The sequence below is a fragment of the SAR86 cluster bacterium genome (assembly GCA_029268615.1).
Taxonomy (GTDB): Bacteria; Pseudomonadota; Gammaproteobacteria; order Magnimaribacterales; family Magnimaribacteraceae; genus JAQWNM01.
Map to the genome: position 1 here is coordinate 309,721 of JAQWNM010000010.1, position 25,321 is coordinate 335,041.

The 25,321-nt window shown below is 33.8% G+C and carries 24 protein-coding genes; 12 read left to right on the forward strand and 12 right to left on the reverse strand.

The genetic code is table 11. The features are described from left to right. The first annotated feature begins 103 nt into the window (after positions 1-103). Both P8J93_06045 and P8J93_06050 read left to right on the forward strand, forming a co-directional pair. On the forward strand, positions 104-2,458 hold the full coding sequence (locus tag P8J93_06045; protein MDG2061356.1) for a TonB-dependent receptor: 2,355 nt from the start codon (positions 104-106) through the stop codon (positions 2,456-2,458). A 74-nt stretch (positions 2,459-2,532) separates the two neighbouring features. Beyond that, positions 2,533-3,558 carry an aldo/keto reductase gene (locus P8J93_06050; GenBank protein ID MDG2061357.1) on the forward strand — a complete coding sequence of 342 codons (1,026 nt, stop codon included), beginning with the start codon at positions 2,533-2,535 and terminating at the stop codon, positions 3,556-3,558. A gap of 24 nt (positions 3,559-3,582) precedes the next feature. On the opposite strand, the gene P8J93_06055 is transcribed toward P8J93_06050, so the two are convergent. Both P8J93_06055 and P8J93_06060 read right to left on the reverse strand, forming a co-directional pair. Next, complete coding sequence (locus tag P8J93_06055) at positions 3,583-4,362, reverse strand: SDR family oxidoreductase (GenBank protein ID MDG2061358.1); 780 nt, start codon at positions 4,360-4,362, stop codon at positions 3,583-3,585. An 18-nt stretch (positions 4,363-4,380) separates the two neighbouring features. Then, positions 4,381-6,027 carry an FAD-dependent oxidoreductase gene (locus tag P8J93_06060; GenBank protein MDG2061359.1) on the reverse strand — a complete coding sequence of 549 codons (1,647 nt, stop codon included), beginning with the start codon at positions 6,025-6,027 and terminating at the stop codon, positions 4,381-4,383. A 157-nt stretch (positions 6,028-6,184) separates the two neighbouring features. Between P8J93_06060 and P8J93_06065 the strand changes: the two genes are divergently transcribed. From P8J93_06065 to P8J93_06105, 9 genes are read left to right on the forward strand one after another with little or no spacing between them, the layout of a single operon-like run. Further along, entirely contained in the window at positions 6,185-8,068 is a 1,884-nt protein-coding gene (locus P8J93_06065; protein MDG2061360.1) for an acyltransferase family protein, read from the forward strand. 3 nt (positions 8,069-8,071) lie between these two features. Further along, positions 8,072-9,481: a hypothetical protein gene (locus P8J93_06070; protein MDG2061361.1), complete on the forward strand. Its 1,410-nt coding sequence runs from the start codon at positions 8,072-8,074 to the stop codon at positions 9,479-9,481. A gap of 21 nt (positions 9,482-9,502) precedes the next feature. Beyond that, the gene (locus P8J93_06075; GenBank protein ID MDG2061362.1) at positions 9,503-10,432 is read left to right on the forward strand and encodes a glycosyltransferase family 2 protein; all 930 of its coding nucleotides are present in this window, start codon (positions 9,503-9,505) and stop codon (positions 10,430-10,432) included. A gap of 37 nt (positions 10,433-10,469) precedes the next feature. Continuing rightward, entirely contained in the window at positions 10,470-11,126 is a 657-nt protein-coding gene (locus tag P8J93_06080; protein MDG2061363.1) for a methyltransferase, read from the forward strand. Next, a complete protein-coding gene (locus tag P8J93_06085; GenBank protein ID MDG2061364.1) occupies positions 11,123-12,058 on the forward strand; it encodes a ketoacyl-ACP synthase III in 936 nt (311 codons plus the stop codon). Before P8J93_06080 ends, P8J93_06085 begins: the two co-directional genes overlap by 4 nt. Next, complete coding sequence (locus tag P8J93_06090; protein ID MDG2061365.1) at positions 12,055-12,741, forward strand: SDR family oxidoreductase; 687 nt, start codon at positions 12,055-12,057, stop codon at positions 12,739-12,741. The genes P8J93_06085 and P8J93_06090 overlap by 4 nt, the downstream gene beginning before the upstream one ends. Before the next feature lie 5 nt (positions 12,742-12,746). Next, positions 12,747-13,307: a hypothetical protein gene (locus P8J93_06095; GenBank protein MDG2061366.1), complete on the forward strand. Its 561-nt coding sequence runs from the start codon at positions 12,747-12,749 to the stop codon at positions 13,305-13,307. A gap of 18 nt (positions 13,308-13,325) precedes the next feature. Then, complete coding sequence (locus P8J93_06100) at positions 13,326-14,225, forward strand: phytanoyl-CoA dioxygenase family protein (protein MDG2061367.1); 900 nt, start codon at positions 13,326-13,328, stop codon at positions 14,223-14,225. A gap of 9 nt (positions 14,226-14,234) precedes the next feature. Beyond that, positions 14,235-14,480: a hypothetical protein gene (locus tag P8J93_06105; GenBank protein ID MDG2061368.1), complete on the forward strand. Its 246-nt coding sequence runs from the start codon at positions 14,235-14,237 to the stop codon at positions 14,478-14,480. On the opposite strand, the gene P8J93_06110 is transcribed toward P8J93_06105, so the two are convergent. Genes P8J93_06110 through parE form a run of 4 tightly spaced genes read right to left on the reverse strand, consistent with a single transcriptional unit; the run spans position 14,470 to position 19,879 of the window. Then, positions 14,470-14,865 carry a GtrA family protein gene (locus P8J93_06110; GenBank protein MDG2061369.1) on the reverse strand — a complete coding sequence of 132 codons (396 nt, stop codon included), beginning with the start codon at positions 14,863-14,865 and terminating at the stop codon, positions 14,470-14,472. The two genes, P8J93_06105 and P8J93_06110, sit on opposite strands and share 11 nt — an antisense overlap. Before the next feature lie 14 nt (positions 14,866-14,879). Beyond that, positions 14,880-15,746 carry an SMP-30/gluconolactonase/LRE family protein gene (locus tag P8J93_06115; protein MDG2061370.1) on the reverse strand — a complete coding sequence of 289 codons (867 nt, stop codon included), beginning with the start codon at positions 15,744-15,746 and terminating at the stop codon, positions 14,880-14,882. Next, positions 15,736-18,000 carry a DNA topoisomerase IV subunit A gene (gene parC / locus P8J93_06120; protein ID MDG2061371.1) on the reverse strand — a complete coding sequence of 755 codons (2,265 nt, stop codon included), beginning with the start codon at positions 17,998-18,000 and terminating at the stop codon, positions 15,736-15,738. Before parC ends, P8J93_06115 begins: the two co-directional genes overlap by 11 nt. Further along, complete coding sequence (gene parE / locus P8J93_06125; GenBank protein ID MDG2061372.1) at positions 17,993-19,879, reverse strand: DNA topoisomerase IV subunit B; 1,887 nt, start codon at positions 19,877-19,879, stop codon at positions 17,993-17,995. Before parE ends, parC begins: the two co-directional genes overlap by 8 nt. 104 nt (positions 19,880-19,983) lie before the next feature. On the opposite strand from parE, the gene P8J93_06130 reads away from it, so the two are divergent. Beyond that, positions 19,984-20,193 (forward strand): hypothetical protein, encoded by a 210-nt coding sequence (locus P8J93_06130; protein ID MDG2061373.1) that lies wholly within the window; start codon positions 19,984-19,986, stop codon positions 20,191-20,193. A gap of 115 nt (positions 20,194-20,308) precedes the next feature. Here the strand turns inward: P8J93_06130 and P8J93_06135 are convergent, their stop codons facing one another. The 6 genes from P8J93_06135 to P8J93_06160 all read right to left on the reverse strand — a co-directional run bounded on the left by P8J93_06135 (position 20,309) and on the right by P8J93_06160 (position 25,318). Further along, on the reverse strand, positions 20,309-20,746 hold the full coding sequence (locus tag P8J93_06135; protein ID MDG2061374.1) for a hypothetical protein: 438 nt from the start codon (positions 20,744-20,746) through the stop codon (positions 20,309-20,311). 251 nt (positions 20,747-20,997) lie between these two features. Beyond that, positions 20,998-21,456: a hypothetical protein gene (locus P8J93_06140; protein MDG2061375.1), complete on the reverse strand. Its 459-nt coding sequence runs from the start codon at positions 21,454-21,456 to the stop codon at positions 20,998-21,000. Continuing rightward, complete coding sequence (locus tag P8J93_06145) at positions 21,453-22,478, reverse strand: phosphotransferase family protein (GenBank protein ID MDG2061376.1); 1,026 nt, start codon at positions 22,476-22,478, stop codon at positions 21,453-21,455. The genes P8J93_06140 and P8J93_06145 overlap by 4 nt, the downstream gene beginning before the upstream one ends. A 5-nt stretch (positions 22,479-22,483) precedes the next feature. After that, positions 22,484-23,584: a hypothetical protein gene (locus P8J93_06150; GenBank protein MDG2061377.1), complete on the reverse strand. Its 1,101-nt coding sequence runs from the start codon at positions 23,582-23,584 to the stop codon at positions 22,484-22,486. A 9-nt stretch (positions 23,585-23,593) separates the two neighbouring features. Next, positions 23,594-24,832, reverse strand: a complete 1,239-nt coding sequence (locus P8J93_06155; GenBank protein MDG2061378.1) for a cytochrome P450 — start codon at positions 24,830-24,832, stop codon at positions 23,594-23,596. 3 nt (positions 24,833-24,835) lie between these two features. After that, complete coding sequence (locus P8J93_06160; protein MDG2061379.1) at positions 24,836-25,318, reverse strand: peroxiredoxin; 483 nt, start codon at positions 25,316-25,318, stop codon at positions 24,836-24,838. Positions 25,319-25,321: the final 3 nt, after the last annotated feature.

The window sequence follows — 25,321 nt, forward strand, 5'->3', positions numbered from 1 at the left end:
AAATGAAAAAATGGTCAATTTGCTCAAAAAGTGTAATATTAAAGTAATATTTTTTTATAAATATCTTTATTTATTAAGATTTTTAACTTACTGGGGAGAGAAAATGAAATCAATAAAACACATAATAATACTGTCTTTGCTAATGAGCGGCGGGTCCATATTTACTGCAGAATTAGAAGAGATTGTAGTTACTGCGCAGAAAAGAGCTGAAAACGTTCAAGATGTTCCTGCTACTGTTAATGCTCTAACTGCTAGTGTAATGGAAGACTTCCAAATACGAGATTTTAGTGAAATAGGTAGCCTTGTTGCTGGAACTACCTTTAATGAGTACGATACCCGTCGTAAAGCAGTCTCAATCAGGGGCCTTTTTACTGACCCAGATTGGTCAGGAGTAGCCTTAGCACAAAATTATGTCAATGAAGTGCCTGTAAGACCGGGTGAAGCTTTCTTTGAACTGTATGACATAGAGCGAATAGAAGTTCTAAAAGGTGCGCAAGGAACGCTTCAAGGTGTTACTTCTCCTGGAGGAGCTATTCATATCTATACCAAGTCAGCTGAAATTGCTGATGCAATGAGCGGTTATGTTGAAAGTTCAATAGCAGATAATAATGGAACTTTGATTAAAACTGGCGTAAACATTCCTCTTACTAGTAGTCTTGCTATGAGATTTGCTGGAGTAGTCAATGAACATGATGGGCATGAAATTTTTAATGTAACGACAGGGCAAAGAGAGAATAAAAAAATTGATAGTCAAAGATTATCGTTTACATTTGCTCCAACAGATGCCTTGGATATGCAACTGGTTTATGAAAAAGCTAACATCTCTCACACCCAACCAAGACCCGTAGCTGGATCAGCTGGTTCTGCACCTGCCGCAGTTGCACAGACCAAAGGATTCTTATCTCAATTTTCACCTGCAGCTGCTGGAATAAAAGTACCTTCCTATAATCGCCAATATTATGGAGGCCCTATTGGAACTGTAAGTATGGAAGATGGAATTGCTATTCATAATGGATTAGCTATGGATGAAAATGATTTAGATAGAACAACACTTACTATAAATTACTCCTTAGCTGGTCATACTTTAACTTTAATTGGTTCAGATAAAGAGAATCTCTCTGATACTATTATTGATAGAGATTTTGGTAAATTTTACCCTGGGGGATATTATCAACGAGTAACTACAGCGTCTGAAACTAAACATGGAGAAATTCGTATTGCAAATGATCCTGGTGGAAAAATTGAATACGTTGTTGGAGCGTACACTAATAACACGGACACCTTTACTTTAGCTACTGTAGATACTACAGGTTTTCAAGCTAATATATTGGGTGCGTCTTACCCTCATCTTTTTTTTCAAGTTGATACCATCATACCTCTAGCTAGACAAACTAATGCTTTCTTCGCTAATGTGAAGTTTAATATTACAGATTCTACAGCTATCCAAGTTGGGGTTAGAGATCAAGAAATGGATTTCTTTAAAAAGCAAACAACTGACCTCACAACACTCTACACTAATATGGGTATGGCTTACTTGTGTGGGCTTGGAATGTGTACTTTAGATGCCATAGCTGATGCAGATGCTTATGGTGAAAATGAATCTACAACAGAAAGCTTTAAGATTATACACAACCTCAATGAGGATGTTATGGTCTACGTCAGCTTAGACAGTGGTTTTAGACCTGGTGGTCTTACTATAACCCCTACTGCCATAGATCCATCGTTGCTTGTTTATCAAGATGAAGAGAGTGATTTAATGGAAATAGGTGTTAAAAGCACGCTGATGGATGGAAAACTCATGATAAATGCATCTTATTTTGAAACTGAATTTGATGGATATCAAGGCAAAGCAGATAACATAACAGTCTTTGATAGAGCTACTCAAAGCATGACCAATATGCAAGGTGGACTTGCATTTAATGCGGATGCAACTGCTGAAGGTTTTGAAATGGAATGGGCTTACTTAGTGAGCGATTCATTGACTTTGGGTGGTTCATTGGCGAGCGTCACTGTGGAATATGATTCTGGCACAATAGGCCCTATAAATGATCCAACATACGTTGGACTGCTAACTGCTACAGGAAGTATTGCTGGCCAAAGTGCTTCGAACGCACCTGAAGATACAGTAAATTTTTGGGCTGACTATAGCGCAGGAAATTACTTTGCAAGACTAATTTGGTCTATGGCCGGAGAACGAACTGATAGACTTGTTCCTGGAGGAGAAATAGGCGAACTAAATACTGTTAATCTACTGACTGGATATACTTCAGATAATGGTATGTTTGAAGCAACTATCTGGGTAAAAAACCTTTTAGACGAGCAAGAGTTGGCCTTCTTATCCAATCCTTATAGTGGAGGTTTCTCTTTTGGAACACCTTTTACTTTTCAGACTAATTTTACTGAAGGCATGACAAATCCTCCTAGAACCATGGGTATTACTTTAGGATACAATTTCTAAAGAAGGAAAATAAAAAAAGGAGCCTTGGCTCCTTTTTTTTTCTTAAAACTATATTAAAAAATAAGAAGACATAAATGAAATACAGAAATTTAGGTAAATCAGGATTAAGACTTTCTGAACTATCGTTTGGCTCATGGGTAACTTTTAATCATCAAGTAGATACGAGGTTAGCAGAAAGAATGTTTGCTATTTGCTTTGATGCAGGTATTAACTTTTTTGATAATGCTGAAGCTTATGAAGCTGGTGAATCTGAGGTAGTTATGGGTAAAGCACTAAGAAAATTAAATAAACCTCGTGACAGTTACTGTGTTTCTTCAAAAGTTATGTTCGGAAGAATACCTAATTTTGGTGCGCTTCCCACTCAAAAGGGATTAAGTAGAAAACATGTAACAGAAGCCTGTCATCAAGCTATGCATAGACTTCAAGTGGACTACTTAGACTTATATTTCTGTCATCGCCCTGATCCTAGAACCCCTATTGGAGAGACCGTTTGGGCAATGCATAATTTAATTACTCAAGGTAAAGTCTTATATTGGGGAACTTCTGAATGGTCAGCTGATCAAATAAAAGAAGCCTATGATTTTGCACATAATAATCATTTATCTCCACCCACTATGGAGCAACCCCAATACAATATGTTAGATAGACAAAAATTTGAGATAGAGTATGACTCCCTATATAAAGAATATGGTTTAGGTACAACTATATGGTCACCATTAGCTTCTGGAGTATTAACTGGAAAATATCTTAATGAAATTCCAGAAGGCTCAAGGGCAACACTTAAAGGTTATGAATGGCTCCAAAAAAGAGTTATGGAATCTGAAAGAGGAAAAATAAGGCAAGATATAGTAAGGCAATTGAAACCCATTGCCGATGACTTAGATATTTCATTGACTAAATTGTCATTAGCTTGGTGTTTACTTAATCCTAATGTTAGTACAATGATTTTAGGTGCTTCTAAAATAGAACAACTTGAAGAAAACCTCTTGGCTACGGATAGTGTTTCCCTTCTAACAGAAGAGGTTCAAAATACAATTCAATCTATCTTGAATAGTGTTGATACTGAAGCAGGAGATCCAGCTGAAGATGGTGTAGATTAATTTTAAATATTCTAACCCTAATTCCTACATTCCACCGTCTACATATAAACATTGCCCAGTAATCCAACTGGATGCGGATGAAGCCATGAATACTACTGCCGCTCCAATATCTTCTGGAGTGCCCAGTCTTTTTAAAGGAAGGTTCATCATATTCATTAAAGCTGCTGTCTCCTCGTGAGAATGAACTCCAACTGAATCATTGAAGTTGTCTGTAGGAACTGGACCTGGTGCAATAGCATTTACTCTAATCTTAGGTGCTAACTCTTGAGAAAAAGATGCTGTAATACTATTTACGGCTGATTTTGATGCGCCATAAGGTCCATTTTTTGGATTAGGGCCCATATTCTTTGCTGTAGCTGAAGATATATTAATAATAGAGCCTCCCTCTTCAGACATATTCTTAGCAGCTATAACACAAGCTTGCCAGACTGCTTTGAAATTTAACCCTATTTGAGCATCAAATTCCTCTTCAGATGTTTTTGTCATATATCTAGGAGTTGCATCAGGAAGGCCGCCTGCATTATTTACCCAAATATCAATAGGACCTAGATCTTTTTGAGTAATAGTTCCTAGAGCTTCTAATTGATCAATAATAGTAACATCTGTCGGCACAACTAAAGCTTTTCTACCTATAGAATCTATCTCTCTAGCTACATTATCTAGATCCTCTTTACTTCTAGAGGCTAAAGCTATATCTGCTCCTGCTTCTGCTAACGCTATAGCTATACCTTTTCCAATGCCCTTTCCTGCTCCTGTAACCACTGCTACTTTTCCATTTAAATTAAATTGTTCTAATACATTCATTTTTCTCTCCAAATTAAATTAATTTCTCTTTAAAGTATTTACTCCAGCGCAATGCATTCCTGCTAAATATCCAAATGTCAGAGCCGGTCCAAGAGTTCCTCCTGCTCCAGCATATACAGACCCAGTAGAACCAGACATTACATTCCCTACAGCATAGAGTCCATTTATTAACTCACCTCTCACTGATAAAACTTGTCCAAACTTATTAGTCCTTGGACCTCCATTAGTTCCAAGGCATCCCATTTTTAACTCAACTGCATAGAATGGGCCTTTTTCAATCTTTCCTAAAGTTGCTGATATACCTTTAAGTGATCGATCACCGTAAAAATAATCATACTCACTTTTACCTCTCGAAAAGTCCTTATCTTCTCCTTGTTCTACAAAGTTATTAAATACTTCAATAGAAGAAGATAAAGCACCAGGAATTATTCCAAGTTTATTTTCTAATTCGGTAATAGTCTCTGATTCAACAAGCCACTCTGGTGTCTCCGATCCTGGTATAGATGGTCCAGTCATATACCTAGCCCTATGTGTTGCGTCAAATACTATCCAAGATGGAAGATTGGAATAAGAATAAGTTGTAGGATCAAAGCTCTGAAAAGCTCCTGCAAGAGCGGAATAATTTGTTGCTTCATTGCAAAACCTATTACCTCTTTTATTAACTATAATTGAATGAGGTAAAGTTCTTTCCATTAAGACAGGTGAAGATCTTTGAGAACCGTCTGGCCATGAATTATCAGGTATGGATAGTACTGGAGTCCACCAAGCACTAGTCATATTTCCTAAAGAGGCGCCTACTTCCTGAGCTAGCATTAAACCATCTCCGGTATTTGAAGGTGGCGATGCAGGATGAGTCATTGGACCTCTGAGAAAAGAAGAAACCAATTCTTTATTCCACTCAAATCCTCCAGTGGCTATTATGACTCCTCTTGAAGAATGTAATTTTTGAATCTTACCTCCTATTTTTACCTCGACTCCTTTCACTTCCGAATCTTTAGTTAACAATTTAATGACATCAACATTTGTTTTCGGAATTATGCCCCTATCTATGCACCCTTTAAGAAGCCCTCCTACCAATGCCTGACCCATTCCTCGTTGATCTGTTTTTGTTCTTTCTTGCAATACCTCTTCTTCTAACTGCCCACTTCCTCCTCCAAGAGGTGTTTCAGATAGGGTCATTGGCAATGAAGGGCCATTATTTCTAACTTTATCTTTCCATTCTCCTAATTCTAAGTAACTAAAAAGACTATTGTCTAATGCTCTACCTCCACCAGATATAGCTCCTGGTTTGTCTAAATAATAGTCTGGATATCCTGATAATATAGACAAAGAAATACTTGTATGTTTTTCTAAAAATGATATTGCTTCGGAGCAGTTATCTATGAATGATTCTAATAATTCAGTATCCATCTCTCCTTGTGATAATGACATAAAATAATTTATAGCATCCTCTCTCGAATCTTTAATGTCAGCATCTTTCATATGGCTGTTCATTGGAGCCCAAATTATCCCTCCAGAAACAGCTGCCGTTCCGCCGACTACAGAGTCTTTCTCAAAAATACCAACTTTCAAACCGTTCTCATACGCAGATATAGCCGCAAGCATTCCACTGGCCCCACAGCCAAGAACTATAATGTCAAAATCAAAATTAGTATTTTCAACCATAATTTAAAAACTATTTATAAATCATCTATATCCAAATGCTATGATCATATCTAGTAGACTTAGTTTACACAAACTCTAAAATACTATCTAAGGTAGATATTTAAAACTTTTAAATTTTTTTTTAAATACTTGATTTTAAAATTACTGGTAACTCAAATTGGAATACAGGAAAGAAGTGGATGGCTTAAGGGCAATTGCCGTAATTCCTGTGATTTTATTTCATGCTGGCATAAATTTTTTTGAAGGTGGATTTGTAGGAGTAGATATCTTCTTTGTAATTAGTGGTTACTTAATAACCTCTTTAATACTTTCAGAGAAATCAAAGGGTGAATTTAAATTAAGTAATTTTTACGAAAGAAGAGCTCGGAGGATTTTACCAGCTTTATTTGCTGTTATGCTATTTAGCATCCCCTTTTCCTATCTCTTCATGATGCCTAATCAACTTCTAGACTTTTCTGAAAGTATTCTTGCAGTAACATTTTTTTCTTCAAATATTTTATTCTGGACGGAAAGTAATTACTTTTCAGCCGCGGCTGAATTAAAACCTCTTCTTCATACATGGAGTTTAGCGGTTGAAGAACAATTCTATATTTTATTTCCAATCTTCATTATCTTGACATGGAAAATCGGAAAACAAAATATATTAAGATTAATTCTAATTTTTCTAGTATTAAGTTTACTTCTCTCTGAATGGGTTTATAGATTTTCTCCAACAGCTAATTTCTTTCTGGCACCTACCAGAGCATGGGAATTGTTAATAGGATCGGTTGCAGCTTTCTACTTACATAAAAATCAGCTACTAATAACTAAGTTTACAGAACACCTAGCTACCATTGGCTTTGCTCTAATACTATTTTCAATATTTACTTTCGATGCTAATACACCCTTTCCTGGAGTTTATAGCCTAGTCCCAGTATTGGGCACTTTATTAATTATTCTTTATTCATCTTCCAAGACTTTGATAGGAAAGTTTCTTTCTTTTAATTACATAGTTGGTATTGGCTTGATCTCATATAGTGCTTACCTTTGGCATCAACCCTTTTTAGCTTTCTGTAGGCTCTATTTCTATGAAACATTAAGTCAGTCTTTTTTATTAATAATCTGCATTCTTAGTTTTATATTTGCCTACTTCAGCTGGATAGTTATTGAAAAACCTTACAGAAATAAAAAAAGGATAAGTAAAAGATTTTTAATCTTTTCAATCATACCCTGTGTATTTGTTTTTATTGTGTTTTCAATCACAGGAATTAAAAGTCAAGGATTTATGGATAATAAACTCACGCAGGAAGATCAACAATATTTAAAAAGTTATAAAGGTTTAGAGCTCTCTAAAGCAGAATATAGAGAAGAATGTAATTTTTATGAGCAAGGTGAAAATATTGACCCTAGTTGCTATATTGAAATGTCGGGTAAAGAGAATGTATTAATTTGGGGTGATTCTCATGCCCAAGCAATAGGTCCAGGATTAAGATATCATTTCAGTGATAAATATAATTTTATGCAAGTTGCCACTTCCAGTTGTCCCCCTAAAGTAATCAGCAGGAAATATACAGAATTCTCTAATAGTTGCTCTAGAAGTAATGCTTTTGCTGTTTCCTTAATTCAAGAGATGGATATCCAGTACGTTATAATGGCTCAAAGAAAAGATCATTTAAAAACTAATTGGAAAGAATTATCTGACCATTTAAAGAAAAATAATGTCACAAATATCTTGGTCCTAGGACCAGCACCTACATGGGTCCAAACCCTGCCAAATATTGTTTCTTATTATGGGCTATATAAGAAAAAACAAGAAACAACTACTTCAATTGGGTTAAATAAATCTGTTCAAGAAATAGATTCTAAATTTTCGGACACTTTGTCTTTAAATAAAGATATCATTTTCTTATCACTTATAAATATATTATGCAAAGAAGAATGTCTTTATAAAATAAAAGGGGCCCCAATTGAAGATAACCTAACTCAGGTAGACGAAGCTCACTTAAGCATTAGGGGATCTAGATTGGTGGCTCAAGATCTATTTGAAGGAATCTTTAATTAAGAAATGACTGAAAACAAAATATTACTTACTTGCTATTTATTCCTGCTCACTATAGTTTGCTTTTTCTTATTTCAACAAATATCTACCTCTTTATGGGGAGATGAATTATGGACACTACAAAAAATCCTCATAGATTATCCTAACCTTTTAACACCTGGATTTTTAGGGGATGTTAACTATCCAACAAAGATAATTATATTTAAAGTATTTTCTGATTTAGCCAATACTAATAGTCCAGATATCCTTGTCCTGTTAAATTCAATAAACCTAATTTTCATAGGATTATCTCTATATATTTTAAGGAATTATCTTTCTATAAAGGCATTATTAATTTTTATTTCTATCCTTTTAAGTTCAGAATTTTTTCTTAGGATGTTTTTAGAAATTGGGGTCTACAGCTTTGTGTTCGGAATTAGTTGTTTATTTTCATCCTTTTATATAAGAATTGCTCTATTTAAGGATGAATCTTCGTTCTATTCAATGATGCTTACTGGAATTATGCTGGCATCTTTGCACCCATTTTCAGGACTTTTTGTTTGTTCTGTATTATTTAGCCTATTCTTCTTCATAAAGAATTTTTTAAGAATACTTACTTTATTAATATGCCTATGTTTTCCTATAGTCTTTTTATATATATTTTCAATAGAGTTTGTTGATGGAAGTCAAATATCCCATATAAATCTTTCATTTAAACAATTACTAAATACTGCGGGCTTTATGATCCCAGCTATCCTTCTTCTTGGCTGCCTATTTTTAGTTAGATACAAAAGTTTAAAAAAAGATTTATTTTTCATATTAAGAATTTCATTGCCTTTAATTCTGTCCATGAGTTTTATATTGATATTTTCTTTAATATACCAGCCAGTATTTCAAGCTAGATACTTTACTACCTTCTTTCCTTTAACTTGCCTTTTAATAATTATTTATGGCAAAGAGAATACGGACAAACTTACAACATTCTCTTTGATATTTTGTATTTTTGCAGTGTCGATGCTCTATGGACCTAGAAGCTCTCTACCTTATACTAATTTCCAAGCTCTTATTGAAGAAAGTCATACCAAGGCTTGCATAAATGCTCCCATCTTTTTTAATAACCTAAAGGAAGCTAGCTATAAAAAATACATGTCAGAAGTTTACCAAAGAGCCAGTTTAATCTATTCCAAAGACTTTCAAAGACCGCTTCAAGGTTTTCCTTATGTCATGTCCAATATAGATAAATTAATAGAACAATTTCCAAATTGCTCTATATTTGGTATTTCAGGACAAAAAAAACAAGATGTTTTTGTCAGTGATATGAAGAATCAACTAAATCTAGACAAAGATACTACTAATATCAACATTAAAGAAACATTAGTAAAAAATTGTTATAAGCCAGGTTGCGGAATTTTATGGACTTTTCAGAAAACTCGTTAAAAATAAACCTATAATAAAAAAATGATAAAGAACTCTTTAATAATACCAATATATGGGAATGAATCTGGCATCCCAAATCTTATTGCTGAACTTTCTTCTTTTAATAAAAAAATTAATCATCTGGAAGTAGTTTTCGTAGTTGATGGAAGCCCAGATAAGAGTTTCAGTCTGTTAAAGGAACTATTACCTACAAGTGATTTAAAGTCACAATTAATACTTTTATCAAAGAATTTTGGTTCTTTAGCTGCTGTAAGAACTGGATTAGATAAAGCAAGAGGACAAAATTTTGCAGTTATGTCTGCTGATCTTCAAGAACCATTAGAGCTTATTGATACATTCTTTTCAAAATTATCAGGAGGGGGCTGCGATGTAGTTTATGGAATAAGAAATGCAAGATCAGATCCTATTTTTTCTAAAATATTTTCTAAAATATTCTGGTTTTTATACAAAAAATTTATTGTACCTGATATGCCGATAGGCGGAGTAGATGTGTTTGGTTGCAATAATGTATTTAGGCAAAAAGTTCTTGAATTAAATGAATCCAATTCCTCTCTTTTAGCAATCATTTTTTGGCTAGGGTTCAGAAGAGAAGGAATTGGTTATGAGAGACTTCCTAGGCTTCATGGAAAATCAATGTGGACTTTTAAAAAGAAGATGATTTATCTGAAGGATAGCATTTTTTCTTTTTCTAATACCCCAATAATACTTTTGACTTGGGCTGGAATTACAGGAATTTTCGTAGCTATTACTCTAGGAGCATCAATATTCTATAGTTATATTAATAATCAAATAGATGTTCCTGGATATACAGCAACAGTATTAGTAGTGATCTTTTTTGGGGGTTTAAATTTATTTGGACTTGGAATCATTGGTACCTATGCATGGCGTACTTATGAAAATACAAAAAAAAGACCATACTCAGTAATTATGTCTTTAGAAGAGTTTGATTAATATTTTACTTATAACTTAATATTTTTTACCTAACTTTATGCGTGTTTTCCAACCGAACTTGACTTCCAGTATGCTCATAGAATGTTCGAGTAAATATGTATCTAAAAAAACCTCTGTCCTTGATCTCGGCTGTGGTTCAGGTTTTGTAGGTATTGAGTTAGCTAAATCCAAAGGTTTACAAAAAGTATTTTTTTCTGACTTAGATGATGAAGCCGAAGAAGTGGTAAAAAAAAATGCTGAGTTACATGATATAGAATCTGATTTTCGTCATGGGTCTATTTTTCAGCCCTGGAGTGGCATGAAATTTGATTTAATTATTAATGATGTTTCTGGAGTTGCTGAGAAAATAGCCGAGATAAGCCCTTGGTTTGAACATGTCCCTTGTTCAAGCGGAAACTGCGGCTCTAAATTAATTGGCGAAGTTTTAAAAAGATCAAATATTTATCTTGAGCCTAAGGGAACATTAATTTTTCCTATAATATCTTTGAGCAATCGTAATAAGATTCTTGATATTGCTCAGAATTGTTTTTCAAAAGTAGAACTCTTGAAAAAAAAGGAATGGTTCCTCCCAGAAAAAATGCAGGGTTATATTAACCTTTTAGGTAAAGAAAAAATAAAAGGCAATGCTAACTTTGAAAATAAATTTGGAAAAGTAGTATGCTATACAGAAATTTATAAAGCCATAAATTCATGAAAATAGAAAATATTTCTTTTCAATTAGGCTCTGAAAGAATTAAAAATAGAGATCTTCTTTCTGGAACACTTGAACAGAAAAAAATAGATGAGCTATTGATAAAGATTGGTATAGAAACTCGTTATAAATGTTCTAAAGAAGAAACTGTAAAGGATCTAGCTATTAAGGCTGTAAAAAAGATAGCAGATAAAGATAATTTCACTCCAGATTTAATAATTTCTATAACTCAAACATCGCCTTATTCAATGCCACATTTATCAGCTTTTATTGAAGGAGAGATATTCAAAAATAACATTGGATCTTTCGATATTAATCTTGGATGCTCAGGATTTGTATATGGCTTGATTATCCTGGAATCAATGATGGAAAAGGGTTTATGCAAGAAGCCTATATTGGTATGCGCTGACTCTTATAATAAAAACTTAAATAACCCAAACAACTCTGCATACCTAATATTTTCTGATGCTGCAACTTCTATATCATTCAGTAATGAAGAATCTATAAAGTTTCTTTCTTCAGATATTGGAACAGATGGAAGTGGAGTAGAGAAACTTATTCTAAAGAACTCAACCGATATCCTGATTCCTGAAATTTATATGGATGGACCAGCAGTAATGCTCTTTACCATGAATAAAGTAATCAAAAGTATAAATAGTTGTCTGGCAAAGGCTAATCTGAATTCAGACGATATTGATTTTTTTCTTTTTCATCAGGCAAGTAATTTAGTTTTAGAACAACTGCAAAAGAAGCTAAAAATAAACGCTATAAAGATTCCTTCAAATCTCAAAGAACTTGGTAATACGACTTCTTGCACAATACCATTGTTAATAAATGACTTACAAAATACAAACCAACTTAAGAGGGGACAGAAAATTCTTATGTCTGGTTTCGGAGTTGGCTTATCTTGGGCAACCTGTATCATTGAGATATGAAAATCCTAGTAGCGGGAGCAACGTCTCACTTAGCTCAAGAATTTATTAAGCTTATCTGTCCTGAATATAACATCTTAGCAATCGTTAGATCTGGAGAAAGCGCTGATTTATTCTCGAACTTGGTAAATGTAGAGAGTGTAATAGTTAATTATGACTCTAGTGACTTTAAAAATTTATTGGGAAAAATTGAAAAAAAAGATCAGCTAGTTTTTATAAATTTCAGCACTCTTACAATTGATGGCCTTTTTATTAACCAAGATTTAGACTCTTTTAAAAAAGTTCATAATGCAAATGTAATGACAAGCATTTCAGCACTAATGGTTTTAATAGAAAAAATGATTTCTGCTAAATGGGGAAGAATAATTTTATTATCTTCTACAAGAGCATTGAGAGGCGACATAGGGATTTCACCTTACTCTCTTTCGAAATCTTCTTTATCAGGCCTTTCTAATGTTATCTCTAAAGAATATGCAAAATTTAATATAACTTCGAATGTTATAGATTTAGGTTATTTTGGTTCTCCTTTATGGGAAAAAATACCAGCACACAAAAGAAAAGATTTAATTAATCAAATTCCTTCAAAAAGAATAGGTCAAGCCGAAGATTTAATACCTATATTCAAATGTTTAATTGAATCAAGTTATATAAATGGTGCCCATCTTTCTTTAGATGGAGGTCTCTAGTAGACATGTATCTATTTGAAGGTAGTTATTTCAAAACTAGACAAATAAAAGATTCTGACGCCGAATTTATTTTCAATCTCAGAAGATCTGATAGAGCATATGGCCTAAATCCTATATCTAATGATATTCAAGAACAGAAAGATTTTATAAAAAAATCAAATCAACAAACTAAAAATAGCATATATCTGATAATAGAAAGCTTGGATTTAAAAAGAGTGGGTGCTTTTAGATTAACTGAGCTAGGAACTGAGGAAGCCTCTTATCAGAGCTTGATAAGTATTGCAGACGCTGAACCCAATGCAATAATTGAAACAATATTTTGCGTATATCAAATATTCTTTGAAATATTGCAACTAAATACTAATCCAAAAATGACTGTTAAGAATCAGGCCATTAGAGTAATTAAATTACATAAAAAGATGGGTTTTACAAATCTATTAAGTAAAGATGTTGACTTTAGTTATTTTGAAATATCTAAAGAAAAATTTAAGCAGAAAAAAAAATTTTATACTAATATAGGATACGGGCTTAAAAATTATTCTAACCTTTTAACTTTTTTAAAGTGAGATTGAATCTTTATTCCGATGTCTACACAAGATAAAATTCTAGAAATTAATGCACAGCAGTTTAAAGAGCCTTGGTGCGAAACAGCTGATGTTTTTATAAAAAATAATCAATCGAAAGGTCTTGCTGATCCTTCTATGGAAAATATTTTCTGGGAAAAGGCGGCAGATCTTTATAATTTTGGCTATACGGTTATTAATCTTGAACTAAAAGAAAAATTTACAAAAAGGCTAATAGAAAATTTTGATGGTTTTCTTGCAAGTGGCAATGTAAAGAAAAATCCAAAGTACTATCACTATAATGAAAGCCCTAGGGTTGTGGAAGCTTGGAAAGAAATTTCTGAAGTAAAAGAATTAGCATTAAATAAAACTATTATGAGTTTTCTTGAATTTTGCTATAAAAGAAAACCAATTCCATTTTCTACTATAAATTTTAAAAAAGGGACTGAACAACCAGTCCACTCCGATTATATCCACTTTGGTTCTATTCCGGAAAAGTACTTAGCTGCTGCATGGACTGCATTAGAAGATATTAATGAAGATCAAGGTCCATTAATACTAGTCAAGAAAAGTAATAAATTCCCTATCATAGACTTTGCTAGTTTAGGACTTGATATCCCTAAAAACAGTAAGGAAATTAAAAGTAACTATGACAAATATGAAAAATTTTTGAGAAGTCTTGTAGCTATAAATGGATTGGAATCTATTTCTGTCCCAATGAAAAGAGGTGAAACTCTTATTTGGACTGCAAACACGCTTCATGGAGGTGCTCCAGTAACAAATAATTCTAAAACACGTTATAGTCAAGTAACTCATTACCATTTTTCTGACTGCAAATATTATACTCCCAACTTCTCTGATAGAAAGGCTGGAAAAATAGCATATAGAGATGTGATAGATTATGATATTTCAAAAAATTAGAGGAAAAATATGATAAATAAAGCTACATTAATATCGCTTATTGCAGAATCTTTGGAGCTTGATGAAGCTAAAATTGATGAAAATGCATCCAATGAAACAATAGAGGAATGGGATTCATTAGGTCACCTTTCTATTCTATCTGCATTAGATGATTTAACTGATGGTAAGGCAAGTGAACTGGATGGATTAGCTGATTCTTTAAGTTTTGATGACTTAATTAAGACATTGTCAACAGCGGGATTGATTAGCCCTTAAATGAGAATTTTAAATGGCTCATAAAACTTATAAAAGCCATTATTGGTATCAATACCAAAGCAGCTATTTTTGGATCGAAAAGTAATACTTCTACAAATAAGGGAAGAAGACCTAGATTTAAGAAGAAAGTAAGTATGTTGACAGAAGTAAATCTTAAAAATTCAAAAAAACCTTCTTTACCAGATACTGAAGAACTAAAAGTTATATTCTTATGTAATAGGTATCCACAAATTATACCTATAAATTGCGATAAGATCATGGCGAGCATGTAAGCGTTAAATCTAGAATCAAAAAGATGGGTAAATAAAGAGTCTAGGCCAAAAAAAACTCCGTAACTAAATCCGGTATTCCATAATCCAACAAAAATAAATTTAACTTTAACCACAATGTAAATAAAATCTATGGATGTCCGCAACCAGCAATATCTACTTCAGCTGTTTCTATGCAGCCCCCTCTATCTTCTTTACAGGATTTCTCATCAGTTCCATTTGATGTGCATATAAAAAGTGTCTTTCTATCTTCTCCTCCTAACATGCATGCATAGGCATTGTTCTTTACAGTTATGGTTTCTAGAATCTTTCCGCCCTCTTCTACTCTAATAACTTCATTAGTTGTAGGAGAGGCAACCCAAATTGCACCCTCTTCATCAAGGCATATTCCATCTGGAACAGGAAAATAATTTTCTCTTATTTTAGATAAATCTGCCCAAATCCTCCTGTTAGATAGGGTTGCATCTAGATTTATATCAAAAGCAGTTAAACGAGCTGCATAAGTTTCTCCAACAATTAATATCTTCCCATCGGGCGATATAACAGTTCCATTAGGAAAAAATAATTCATCAGCTGCAATGCATGGCTCTTCTCCTGGCCTTACCAAGATCATATTAGTTGCAGTTAGACCTTCACCTGCTGACATGTCAAATCCGAAATTACCAATATAAGCATTTCCATGGATGTCTACAACCATATCATTGCAGTGAAAGTTTGCTAAATTAGAGCAATCCGCTAATTCAATTATATTTCCATTAGAGAAACATAGAAGTTTTCTTTTGGTCATTGAAACGATCATAAGTGAGCCATCATTTGACCATCCTAAACCTGACGGTTGATCATCTATCTCTAAAATGGTTTCTAAATTACCCGATAGATCCAACGCCATCACTTTGTGAGTAAAAAAATCAGAAAAATATAGTTTATTATCATGCCATCTAGGACCCTCAGGAAAAGTTAAACCTGATGCTAATATTTTTGATTCTTTAGTCATCATTTTTTGCTTCCTTTAATGTCTCTTGTTTTAATAAAATAACTTCTATCGAATCAATATTTCTAAACCCTTTAGGAAGCATGTTTCCTCTCCGACCTCTTTGTCCAATAAAATTCTGCAGATCTTTGCCTTTAATAGTGAAATGTCTCTTGCCACTATTTAATTTTAATTCCCTTCCCTCTCCAAGTACTGCTATAAATGACAAACTCTCTTCTCCGGATAGATATTTTGCCTTAGAAATATTTAAAATCTTGTTGCCTTTTCCTCGAGAAAGTTCCGGTAACTCTGTTATAGGAAAAATAAGCATCCTTCCTTCATTGCTTATAGCTGCTAATAGATCATTATCTTGATCTATCATTTGAGGACTCAGTACTTGCATTCCTTCTTTTACTTTTAAAGCAGACTTTCCAGATTTATTTTTGGTTTGGAGATCACCAAGATTGGCAATAAACCCATAACCTGAATCACTTGCTAATATCGCTTTTCTATCTTCTTTACCTGAAAGAACACCAGCAAAAGTAGCTCCTGATGACATATTTAAAGTCCCGGATAAAGGTTCTCCTTGTCCCCTTGCTGAAGGTAAAGTATGAATAGGTAAAGTATATGATTTTCCTTCCGAATCTAAGAAAATAGCGTTCTGATTTAATCTTCCTTTAACCCATGAAAGGAAAGAATCTCCCTCTCTAAATTTAATAGTCTCTAAATCAATATCATGACCCTTAGCCACCCTTACCCAACCTCTTTTAGATAGAATTATACTTACAGGGTCAGATGTTAAAAGTTCGGTTTCGTTAAAAGCAGTTGCCTCTTCACGCTCAATTAGAGGACTCTTTCTCTCATCGCCATATAATTCTGAATCTTCCTTTAACTCTTTTTTTACGAGGGTCTTGAGTCTACTTTTTGAATCTAATATTTTTTGTAGTTCTTTTCTTTCGGTCTCAAGAAAGTCTTCTTCTGCCGTTATTTTTTCTTCTTCTAGTTTAGCTAACTGACGGAGTCTTATCTCTAAAATTGAATCTACCTGAATATCACTTAATTTAAATTTTTTCTTTAAAGCTGCCTTAGGTTTATCTTCTGTCCTAATTATGTGTATAACCTCATCTAAGTTTAGAAAAGCTATCATGAGCCCTTCAAGAATATGCAGCCTATCTAAAACCCAATCTAACCTATATTGGAGTCTTCTTGTTACTGTATTTTGTCTATAAGTTAGCCATTCCTTGAGTAATGACTTTAAATCCATTACTTTAGGCTTACCATTCAAGCCTATAATATTCATATTTACTCTAAAGTTTTTTTGTAGGTCTGTTGTTGCAAATAAATGATTCATTACAGCATCTTTATCTACTCTATTAGATTTTGGCACTAGAACAATGCGTACCGGATTTGCTTCATCACTTTCATCTCTTAAATCTACAATCATAGGTATTTTTTTAGACTCTATCTGGGATGCTATCTGTTCCAAAATCTTTGAACTAGAAGTCTGATGAGGTAGAGCATTTAGCACAATCTCTCCGTCTTCAAATTCAAAAGTTGATCTCATTCTGATACTTCCACGTCCGGTTGAATATATTTCTAATAACTCCTCTTTTGAAGAAATTATCTCTGCACTAGTAGGAAAATCTGGAGCAGGGATTAACTCAGATAGTTCCTGAACAGTCAAAGATGGCTTTTCTAATAAAGCTATAGCTCCTTTTACAACCTCTAAAATATTATGAGGAGGTATATCAGTAGCCATACCAACAGCTATTCCTGTTGTTCCATTTAATAGAATATTCGGTAACCTAGCAGGTAAGATTTTAGGCTCTAATAAGGTACCGTCAAAATTTCCTGACCAATCTGAAGTACCTTGACCTAATTCTTTCAATAAACTTTGTGCAAAAGGGGATAACTTACATTCCGTATATCTCATTGCTGCAAAAGATTTAGGATCATCTAAAGATCCCCAGTTACCTTGACCTTCTATCAAAGGATAACGAGTGCTGAAAGATTGGGATAGTAATACCATGGCTTCATAAACTGCAGCATCTCCATGTGGATGGAATTTACCTATTACTTCGCCTATGGTTCTGGCACTCTTTTTATACTTAGCTCCTGCATTTAATCCCAACTCTGACATTGCATAAATAATTCTTCTCTGAACAGGTTTAAGTCCATCACCAATGTTTGGTAAAGCTCTATCCAAAATGACATACATAGAATAATCGAGATATGCTTTTTCTGTAAATTCACTTAGGGATATTTTTTCTAGATCAGACATTTGCTAAGTTTCCTTTGTCTTCAATCCACTTTTTACGATCAGGAGCTCTCTTTTTAGATAATAACATGTCCATAACCTTATTTGTTTTATCCCCAGGTTCCATGGTTAATTGAACTAAACGTCTTGAACCTGGTTTCATAGTTGTTTCCCTGAGTTGTGAAGGATTCATTTCACCTAAGCCTTTAAATCTCTGTATCTCTATCTTAGATTTCTTATTGGAATCTTTTAATTCATTAACCAAAGCTTCTTTCTCTTTATCATCTAGAGCATACCTAACTTCTTTACCTTGATCTATACGATATAAAGGAGGCATTGCTACATAAATATGACCATTTTCAACTAGGGGTTGAAAATGTTTTAGAAAAAGAGCACATAATAGAGTGGCTATGTGTAAACCATCTGAATCAGCATCTGCAAGAATGCAAATCTTTCCATATCTTAAAGATTCTAAGTTCGAACTATTAGGATCAACTCCCAAAGCTATAGCTATATCATTTACCTCTTGAGAACTAAAAATATCAGATGTATCTACCTCCCAAGTATTAAGAATTTTTCCTCCTAATGGCATCACGGCTTGGAAAGCTCTATCCCTTGCTTGCTTCGCTGAACCTCCAGCAGAATCTCCCTCAACTAAAAATAATTCTCCTTTTTCTACATCAGGATTTGTACAATCTGAAAGTTTCCCTGGGAGAGAAGGTCCGGAAGTTATTTTCTTTCTATCTGCTTTTTTAGAAGATTTTTGACGAGCTTGCGCATTAGATATACTCAAAAGGGCAATTTTCTCAGCTTCATCAGTATGTTGATTTAACCAAAGACTAAAAGCATCCTTAATAATCCCCTGAGCAAAACTTGCAAAACCTTTAGAAGAAAGCTTTTCTTTAGTTTGACCAGTAAATTGAGCGTCTTTTAATTTACCTGAAATAATATAACTGCAATTCTTCCAAACATCTTCTGAAGTAAGTTTTACTCCTCTTGGAATTAAGTTCCTAAATTCACAGAATTCTTTTAATGCTTCATTCAGACCATTCTTCAATCCATTAACATGAGTTCCGCCATGAAGAGTGGGAATTAAATTAACATAACTTTCTGTTACTGGATCTTCATTTCCTTCTAACCACTGAATTGCCCAACTAAGGCCTCCTTCATCATTCAAAAATTCACCTTCAAATGGTTCCGAAGGTGTAGATACATGGTCTATATTAAGAGACCTTAAATAAGCACTTAAGCCATCTAAATAACACCAAGTTTCTTTGATCCCACTCTCTTCATCTCTAAATTTAATAGTTAAGCCTGGCGACAGTACTGCCTTAGCTTTCAAGGCAGCCACTAATTGAGAAATAGAAACCTTTTTTGTATCAAAATACTTATAATTAGGTAAAAACGAGACCTTAGTTCCTGTATTTCTTTGCCCTACTTTGTCAACCACCTTTAAGTCAGTTGATTTCTCGCTATCCGTAAAGCTTATTGCATATTTATTCCCATCTCTTCTTACTTCTGCCTTAAGCCAAGAAGACAAGGCGTTAACTACAGAGACTCCTACACCATGAAGACCACCTGAAAATAAATAATCTTTGTCTGAAAATTTGGCTCCTGCATGCAATCTACAAAAAATTAATTCTATTCCTGGCACACCTTCTTCAGGATGATCATCAACAGGCATGCCTCTGCCATTATCTGACACTGAAATGGATCCATCTTTGTATATTGAAACTTCGATCTCAGAAGCATGGCCTGCAAGAGCTTCATCTACAGAATTATCGACAACTTCCAATACCAAATGATTAGGACGCGAGGTATCTGTGTACATCCCAGGTCGCTTTTTTACTGGATCTAGTCCAGATAAAACTTGTATGGAATCTGCGTTATATTCTTTAACCATTTTGGTTTTCGCTTATTATACAACTAGAAGAATAAGTTCTGTCCAAAATCAAATGAATTATATTAAATTTTTTAAAATTAGTTTTATTCTGTTTAATAATTTTGATGCTAACAACTTGTTATGACGAAGAAAGAAAAACGCACCCAGACATAGCTCCATATATTGTTAAGAAGATTGAAGACCTTACAGTTCCTCATATTGCTTCACCTGATGTTCATGTTGATAATAGTTCAAAGACTATACTGATGTATTATCATGGCCTCAATAATTTTGGTTCACAAAAACTAGAGTTGCTATTTCTAAAGATGGATTAAATTTTGTAGCCAAGAAAAAGATTGTAGGCTGGCCTTATTTTCGAAAGTTTTATCTGTTATAAGCAGTAAGAGGAGAAAATGGAATAGCTATAGCAGACCTGATAATTGAATAGAATTAATCAGAGGTTTTATCTTCATTTCTGTAACCTCCTCCTTGACCACCTTGCACCCCCGGAACTGATTTAGAGCTCTTTCCAAAGAACGTTGCTCTATTCTTTTTAATTTGATCATCATACAAGGATAATTGGGCCGAGCTTAATATAGACTTTAATCCTCTTCTCTCTCTTTTTTGTATCTTCTTTAAATCTTCAAAAGCTTCACCAGGTCTACCATTTACTCTTCTTAATTTTTTAAAAGCTTTTACCCTTTTCTTCATAGATTTTAAAAGTATTTTTTGTACACTTTCCTGCTGAGAAGGCTGAATGCCAATTAGCTGCATAAACATTTGAGCGTTTCTAAGATCTTCATCTGTATTAGCACTCATTAATGGAGGCATTATTATTAAAAATATGCCTAAAATAATTGATTTTTTACTAATTAAAAATGTCTTCATTTAACCATATTGTCTTTTTTAAACTTTTTATTCAATATATTCATATAAATTATAGTAATACATAAATTAAAGTGATATAATGATTTTTATAAATTTATTCAACCTTTAAATATTAAAAAATGCAGAAAATTAAAACTAAGATTAAAAGTGCTTCAAATGCAGCTTTACCAGTTTTATATTTTACTCCTCTTGCGATGGGATTATGGGGCTTTGTATCCTTAGTCCTTTGGACAAGCTAGGAAACTTTCTAACTAATCATTATTAGATTGAAGAAATGGAATTAGTTTATTAACTCCTTGATTCATCTGCATAGATGAAAGTACTTTCCAAGAATCCTTAAGGGCTTCTCTCTCTTTATGATCTTCAAAGATAACATGTGCTGAAATGAAACAACTTCTTAAGTTCTCATTGATTTTCTTTAGAGTATTTATTTTAATGTTTTTATCTTCAGTATAGAGACTTGGGTTATGAGAATGAAAGAAACTCCTTTTCTCTAGAAAGCCTTTATATTTTTCTAACAGGAATTCAATTTCTTTATTTTCTTTAAGTAAATAATTAGATTGGTCATCATTAACACTGGCAATAATAATTAGCAAAGCGCTCCAAGCATTTAATCTTGAAACTTCATAATCACTTTCAAGTAATGGTGTAACTCTTTCAGAAAGCTCTTGTGCAAGAATAATCAAGCTTTGATCTATAGAAGGTTTCATAGATAAGCAACCCGAGTTTCTAGCAAATCAAGTATGGCCTGAGAATGGATATCTCCTGGTATCCATGCTGAAAATAGATTTATTGGGTCAGTATTTCTTCCACTTTGAAACTCTTGACCAGCAGAAATCCATATGGCTAAACCCTTTACACAAGAAAATAGCTCCCACCAAAAAAGGGATTCTTCATCAATTGATAATCCTGTATTTTTCTTCCAGATGTCTATTCCTACTTCCCTTTCTATTAAGTACGCAGGTCTATTCTTTTCTTCCCAACACCAAATTGAAGACAAAGCCCAAGACAAGTCTTCCAATGGATCTCCTAAATGAGCCATTTCCCAATCTAATATTCCAGTAATCTTTTCTTCTCTGAAAAGAAAATTTCCACTTCTAAAATCTCCATGAACTAACGATATTTTACTAGAATCTTTTGGATTATTTTTATGTAAATATCTTATAGCCATTTCCAAAATTGGTTCAACTCCAATAGAATCTTCTCTTATTACACTAACCCAATAATCTAATTCTTTCTTCCATGATTTATTACCCTTGACTCCTGCAATAGCAGAATCAGAAGAAATATTACTTATATTAAAATTAGTTATGTTGGCTAGTATAGTCCAAAATTGGACACCTATTTCTTGTTGAAATGGTTTATAAGCCTCCTTATCAAAAGGGCTTGCAGCCTGACCATTTAGTTCCGATATGACAATGAAAGGCTTACCAATGTGTTCTTTAGACTGCTCCATTTTTATCACTTTAGGCACTGGAACATCTGAGTCTTGGAACAAAGAATAAGCTTCATATTCAGTTTCTTGCTTGGTATCTATTAGTCCACTGTCCTGAATCATTCTAAGAATTAATTTTATTTCTTCACCACCTTCCTCCATTAAAGTAACTCTATAAGTTTCCCTAGAAGCTCCTCCAAAGACTCTTTCTATATGTTTACAAGTAAACTCTTGTGCTTTGAATTTAGAGAAATAACCTGCAAATCTATCAGCTAAAATTTTCTGATCTCTCTGCATTTAAATTAATCAGGATTATCAAATAGTTCTTTAAAACCACTTGGTTTATGAGCTCCTAAGAGAAGTTGTTCAAGTATGCCCACACCTTCGACTATTTTATTATTGCTCTCAAAAGTTGTTTTACAAAATGCTTGAATGTGCAAGAAGGGAGGGTCTTGTAGATCTTCACTCAAGTCATAAGTGTCATAAGTTGTTTCATTTTCTCCTTTATAATGGCCAGCTCCCCAGTCTGGGTGCATATAACCAATTCCACACATAAAAGCTATGTTTTGAGTCTCGATTCCTATTTTAATTTCGGTTCCATCGTCTTTGGAAGATATAAATTCTGCAGATTTAACTCTTCTAGTACCAGGATTATAAATTACTGTTTTTTTGGGACTACTGAGTACCTCTATATCTTTATATTCTTTACCTTGAATAACAGAGTGACCTGTTACTAGTTTTCCTTTCTCGTCATCCACAAAATAAGTATGCGTAGAAAATTCTGGAAAATGTATTGGAGCCCATAACCAATAGAATTGGGGCATCTCAAATGGCATAACAGGTTGACTATCGTATGCTCCTACCGGTCTTACACCCCAAGATCTATCCCTGGTTCCTAAACTAGTTGTTGAATTAAAATCTATTGTCTCACTTTGTAAATTTATCTTACCTTCCCAAGAACCCTGTTGAGTTAATCTTGTAGTATCCATAACAAGCCTTGGGCCATTGCTTAGAGACATTTTAGGTTCTTGCATAGCTTCAAACTTAGAATCAAAAACTAAATCTGCAGAAATGCCAGCATCCTTATCATCTAAAATTACTCTTAATTTTTTTAAAGGCTCTAAGACTTGAACCTCTAAAGAACCTACCTTCGTATCTAATCTTTCTAAATTTAATAATCTTGAAGAACGACAATTATGTTGCTTCCCTTTATAAGTTACAGTGAAAGCTCCATCCATAATATTTAAATTTGGATAAACACATAAGGCGACTGCAAAGAAGACTTTTCCATCTTTTGAATATCCATTAAAGAAATACCTATCATAAAAGTTCCTCTCCGTTCCTACTTCTGAGACGGGTAGTGACAATTGATGAATTGGGTAATCGTCTGCTTTTGTTAACACATTAAACTCCTATATTTGTACCTGCAAGTGCGAGATACTATCTAAAAAATTTGAAGGGATTCTTATAGGCTCAGATATAACTTTAATATCCGGAAATGATCTAAGTAACTCTTCAAAAAGAATTTTTATCTGCATATGCCCTAAACGATTCCCTAAACATAAATGTTCGCCAGCTCCGAAAGCTAAATGTAGTTTTGCATTCTCTCTATCTACCCTGAAAAGGTGAGCATCTTTAAAAATATCTTCATCTCTGTTAGCTGCTCCATACCACATCACTACTTTATCTCCTTTAGAAATAGACTGTTCACCAATTTTAGTGTCTTTGGTTGCAGTCCTCCTAAAATAAATAACCGGGCTAACCCATCTAAGCATCTCATCTGCCGCATTGGAGAATAATGAAAAGTCATTTAATAACTTTTGTTTTTGACTTGGATTTTCAGATAAAGCAATAAGTCCACCTGTTATAGTATTTCTTGTTGTTTCATTCCCTGCGATAACCATTAGAAGAAAAAAGCCATCTAGAAGTTCTGGAGGGAGCCCCTCTCCTTTCACTTCCGAATTTGCTACTATACTCATCAAATCTTCTTTAGGATTTTTTCTTCTTTCCTCTATCATATCTCTTCCCATTTTAAAGAGTTCCATATAGTTTAACCAAACTTGCGCTTGTTTTTCAGGGTCTTGTTGTATGGATGCATCGGTTAGTTCATTTACTAAATCTCTAACTTTCAACCTATCTGATTCTTTAATCCCCATCATTTCTGATAGAACCCATAACGGAAGTTGTTCAGCAATTTCAGTGACAAAATTAAATTCCTTTTTATTCTTTACATTTGATATTAAATCTTTGCATTTATTTCTTATACCATCTTCCATTGCCCTAATAACTTTAGGACTAAAGCCAGGAGACACCATTTTTCTATAGACTTGGTGTTCAGGAGGATCCATACCAATCATATTCCCTATAACAGCTGCAACAGCAGTTGGATCAACTAACTTAGGATCGCCCATAGTCATTAAATGCCCTCCTACTGCTGAGGAGAAAGTAGAGGGATCTTTAGAAACCTTAATAATATCCTTATGTTTTGTAATAGCCCAAAATCCAGGTTCAAAATCTAAGTTTTCTTCATGCCAATAAATTGGTGCATCATTTCTTAACCTTTTAAAAATATCATGCGGCTGCCCTTCTTGAAAAGACTCCCATCTATCGAGAGAACAAATTTGACCTATATCATAGACAGGAGTATTCATAGATCATAAAGTTTTTAAAACGCTCTCAGCGGAACTTACATCTAACCCAGGACCTGATTCAACATTCAATAAAGAAACTACTCCATTATCTATAACCATTGCATATCTTTGAGATCTTGTTCCTAAGCCAAAACCAGAACCGTCCATTTCTAGGCCTATTGCTGCAGTAAACTCACCATTACCATCTGCTAACATCATCACATCATCACCCACCGATCTATCTTGACCCCATGCACTCATAACAAAAGGGTCATTGACAGAAATACAAGCTACCGTATCAACACCTTTAGATTTAAAGGCTGATGCATGTTCTACAAAACCAGGAACATGTTGCATGCTGCAAGTTGGGGTAAAAGCCCCAGGAACTGCAAATAGCACCACTTTTTTACCAGAACAAAGTTCATCTATTGTCACACCTTTTGGACCTTCATCTCCCATTACTGTTAAATTAACTGAAGGCAAACTATCTCCTACTTTTATACTCATAAC

Excerpts from the sequence above, each read along its gene's own strand:
- P8J93_06130 (MDG2061373.1), top strand. The coding sequence starts at position 19,984 with ATGCTAACAACTTGTTATGACGAAGAAAGAAAAACGCACCCAGACATA.
- parE (MDG2061372.1), bottom strand. The coding sequence starts at position 19,879 with ATGGTTAAAGAATATAACGCAGATTCCATACAAGTTTTATCTGGACTA.
- P8J93_06075 (MDG2061362.1), top strand. The coding sequence starts at position 9,503 with ATGATAAAGAACTCTTTAATAATACCAATATATGGGAATGAATCTGGC.
- P8J93_06135 (MDG2061374.1), bottom strand. The coding sequence starts at position 20,746 with ATGAAGACATTTTTAATTAGTAAAAAATCAATTATTTTAGGCATATTT.
- P8J93_06100 (MDG2061367.1), top strand. The coding sequence starts at position 13,326 with ATGTCTACACAAGATAAAATTCTAGAAATTAATGCACAGCAGTTTAAA.
- P8J93_06080 (MDG2061363.1), top strand. The coding sequence starts at position 10,470 with ATGCGTGTTTTCCAACCGAACTTGACTTCCAGTATGCTCATAGAATGT.
- P8J93_06090 (MDG2061365.1), top strand. The coding sequence starts at position 12,055 with ATGAAAATCCTAGTAGCGGGAGCAACGTCTCACTTAGCTCAAGAATTT.
- P8J93_06045 (MDG2061356.1), top strand. The coding sequence starts at position 104 with ATGAAATCAATAAAACACATAATAATACTGTCTTTGCTAATGAGCGGC.
- P8J93_06070 (MDG2061361.1), top strand. The coding sequence starts at position 8,072 with ATGACTGAAAACAAAATATTACTTACTTGCTATTTATTCCTGCTCACT.
- P8J93_06145 (MDG2061376.1), bottom strand. The coding sequence starts at position 22,478 with ATGCAGAGAGATCAGAAAATTTTAGCTGATAGATTTGCAGGTTATTTC.
- P8J93_06060 (MDG2061359.1), bottom strand. The coding sequence starts at position 6,027 with ATGGTTGAAAATACTAATTTTGATTTTGACATTATAGTTCTTGGCTGT.
- P8J93_06160 (MDG2061379.1), bottom strand. The coding sequence starts at position 25,318 with ATGAGTATAAAAGTAGGAGATAGTTTGCCTTCAGTTAATTTAACAGTA.
- P8J93_06115 (MDG2061370.1), bottom strand. The coding sequence starts at position 15,746 with ATGATGACTAAAGAATCAAAAATATTAGCATCAGGTTTAACTTTTCCT.
- P8J93_06055 (MDG2061358.1), bottom strand. The coding sequence starts at position 4,362 with ATGAATGTATTAGAACAATTTAATTTAAATGGAAAAGTAGCAGTGGTT.
- P8J93_06085 (MDG2061364.1), top strand. The coding sequence starts at position 11,123 with ATGAAAATAGAAAATATTTCTTTTCAATTAGGCTCTGAAAGAATTAAA.
- P8J93_06155 (MDG2061378.1), bottom strand. The coding sequence starts at position 24,832 with ATGAATACTCCTGTCTATGATATAGGTCAAATTTGTTCTCTCGATAGA.
- P8J93_06095 (MDG2061366.1), top strand. The coding sequence starts at position 12,747 with ATGTATCTATTTGAAGGTAGTTATTTCAAAACTAGACAAATAAAAGAT.
- P8J93_06050 (MDG2061357.1), top strand. The coding sequence starts at position 2,533 with ATGAAATACAGAAATTTAGGTAAATCAGGATTAAGACTTTCTGAACTA.
- parC (MDG2061371.1), bottom strand. The coding sequence starts at position 18,000 with ATGTCTGATCTAGAAAAAATATCCCTAAGTGAATTTACAGAAAAAGCA.
- P8J93_06105 (MDG2061368.1), top strand. The coding sequence starts at position 14,235 with ATGATAAATAAAGCTACATTAATATCGCTTATTGCAGAATCTTTGGAG.
- P8J93_06140 (MDG2061375.1), bottom strand. The coding sequence starts at position 21,456 with ATGAAACCTTCTATAGATCAAAGCTTGATTATTCTTGCACAAGAGCTT.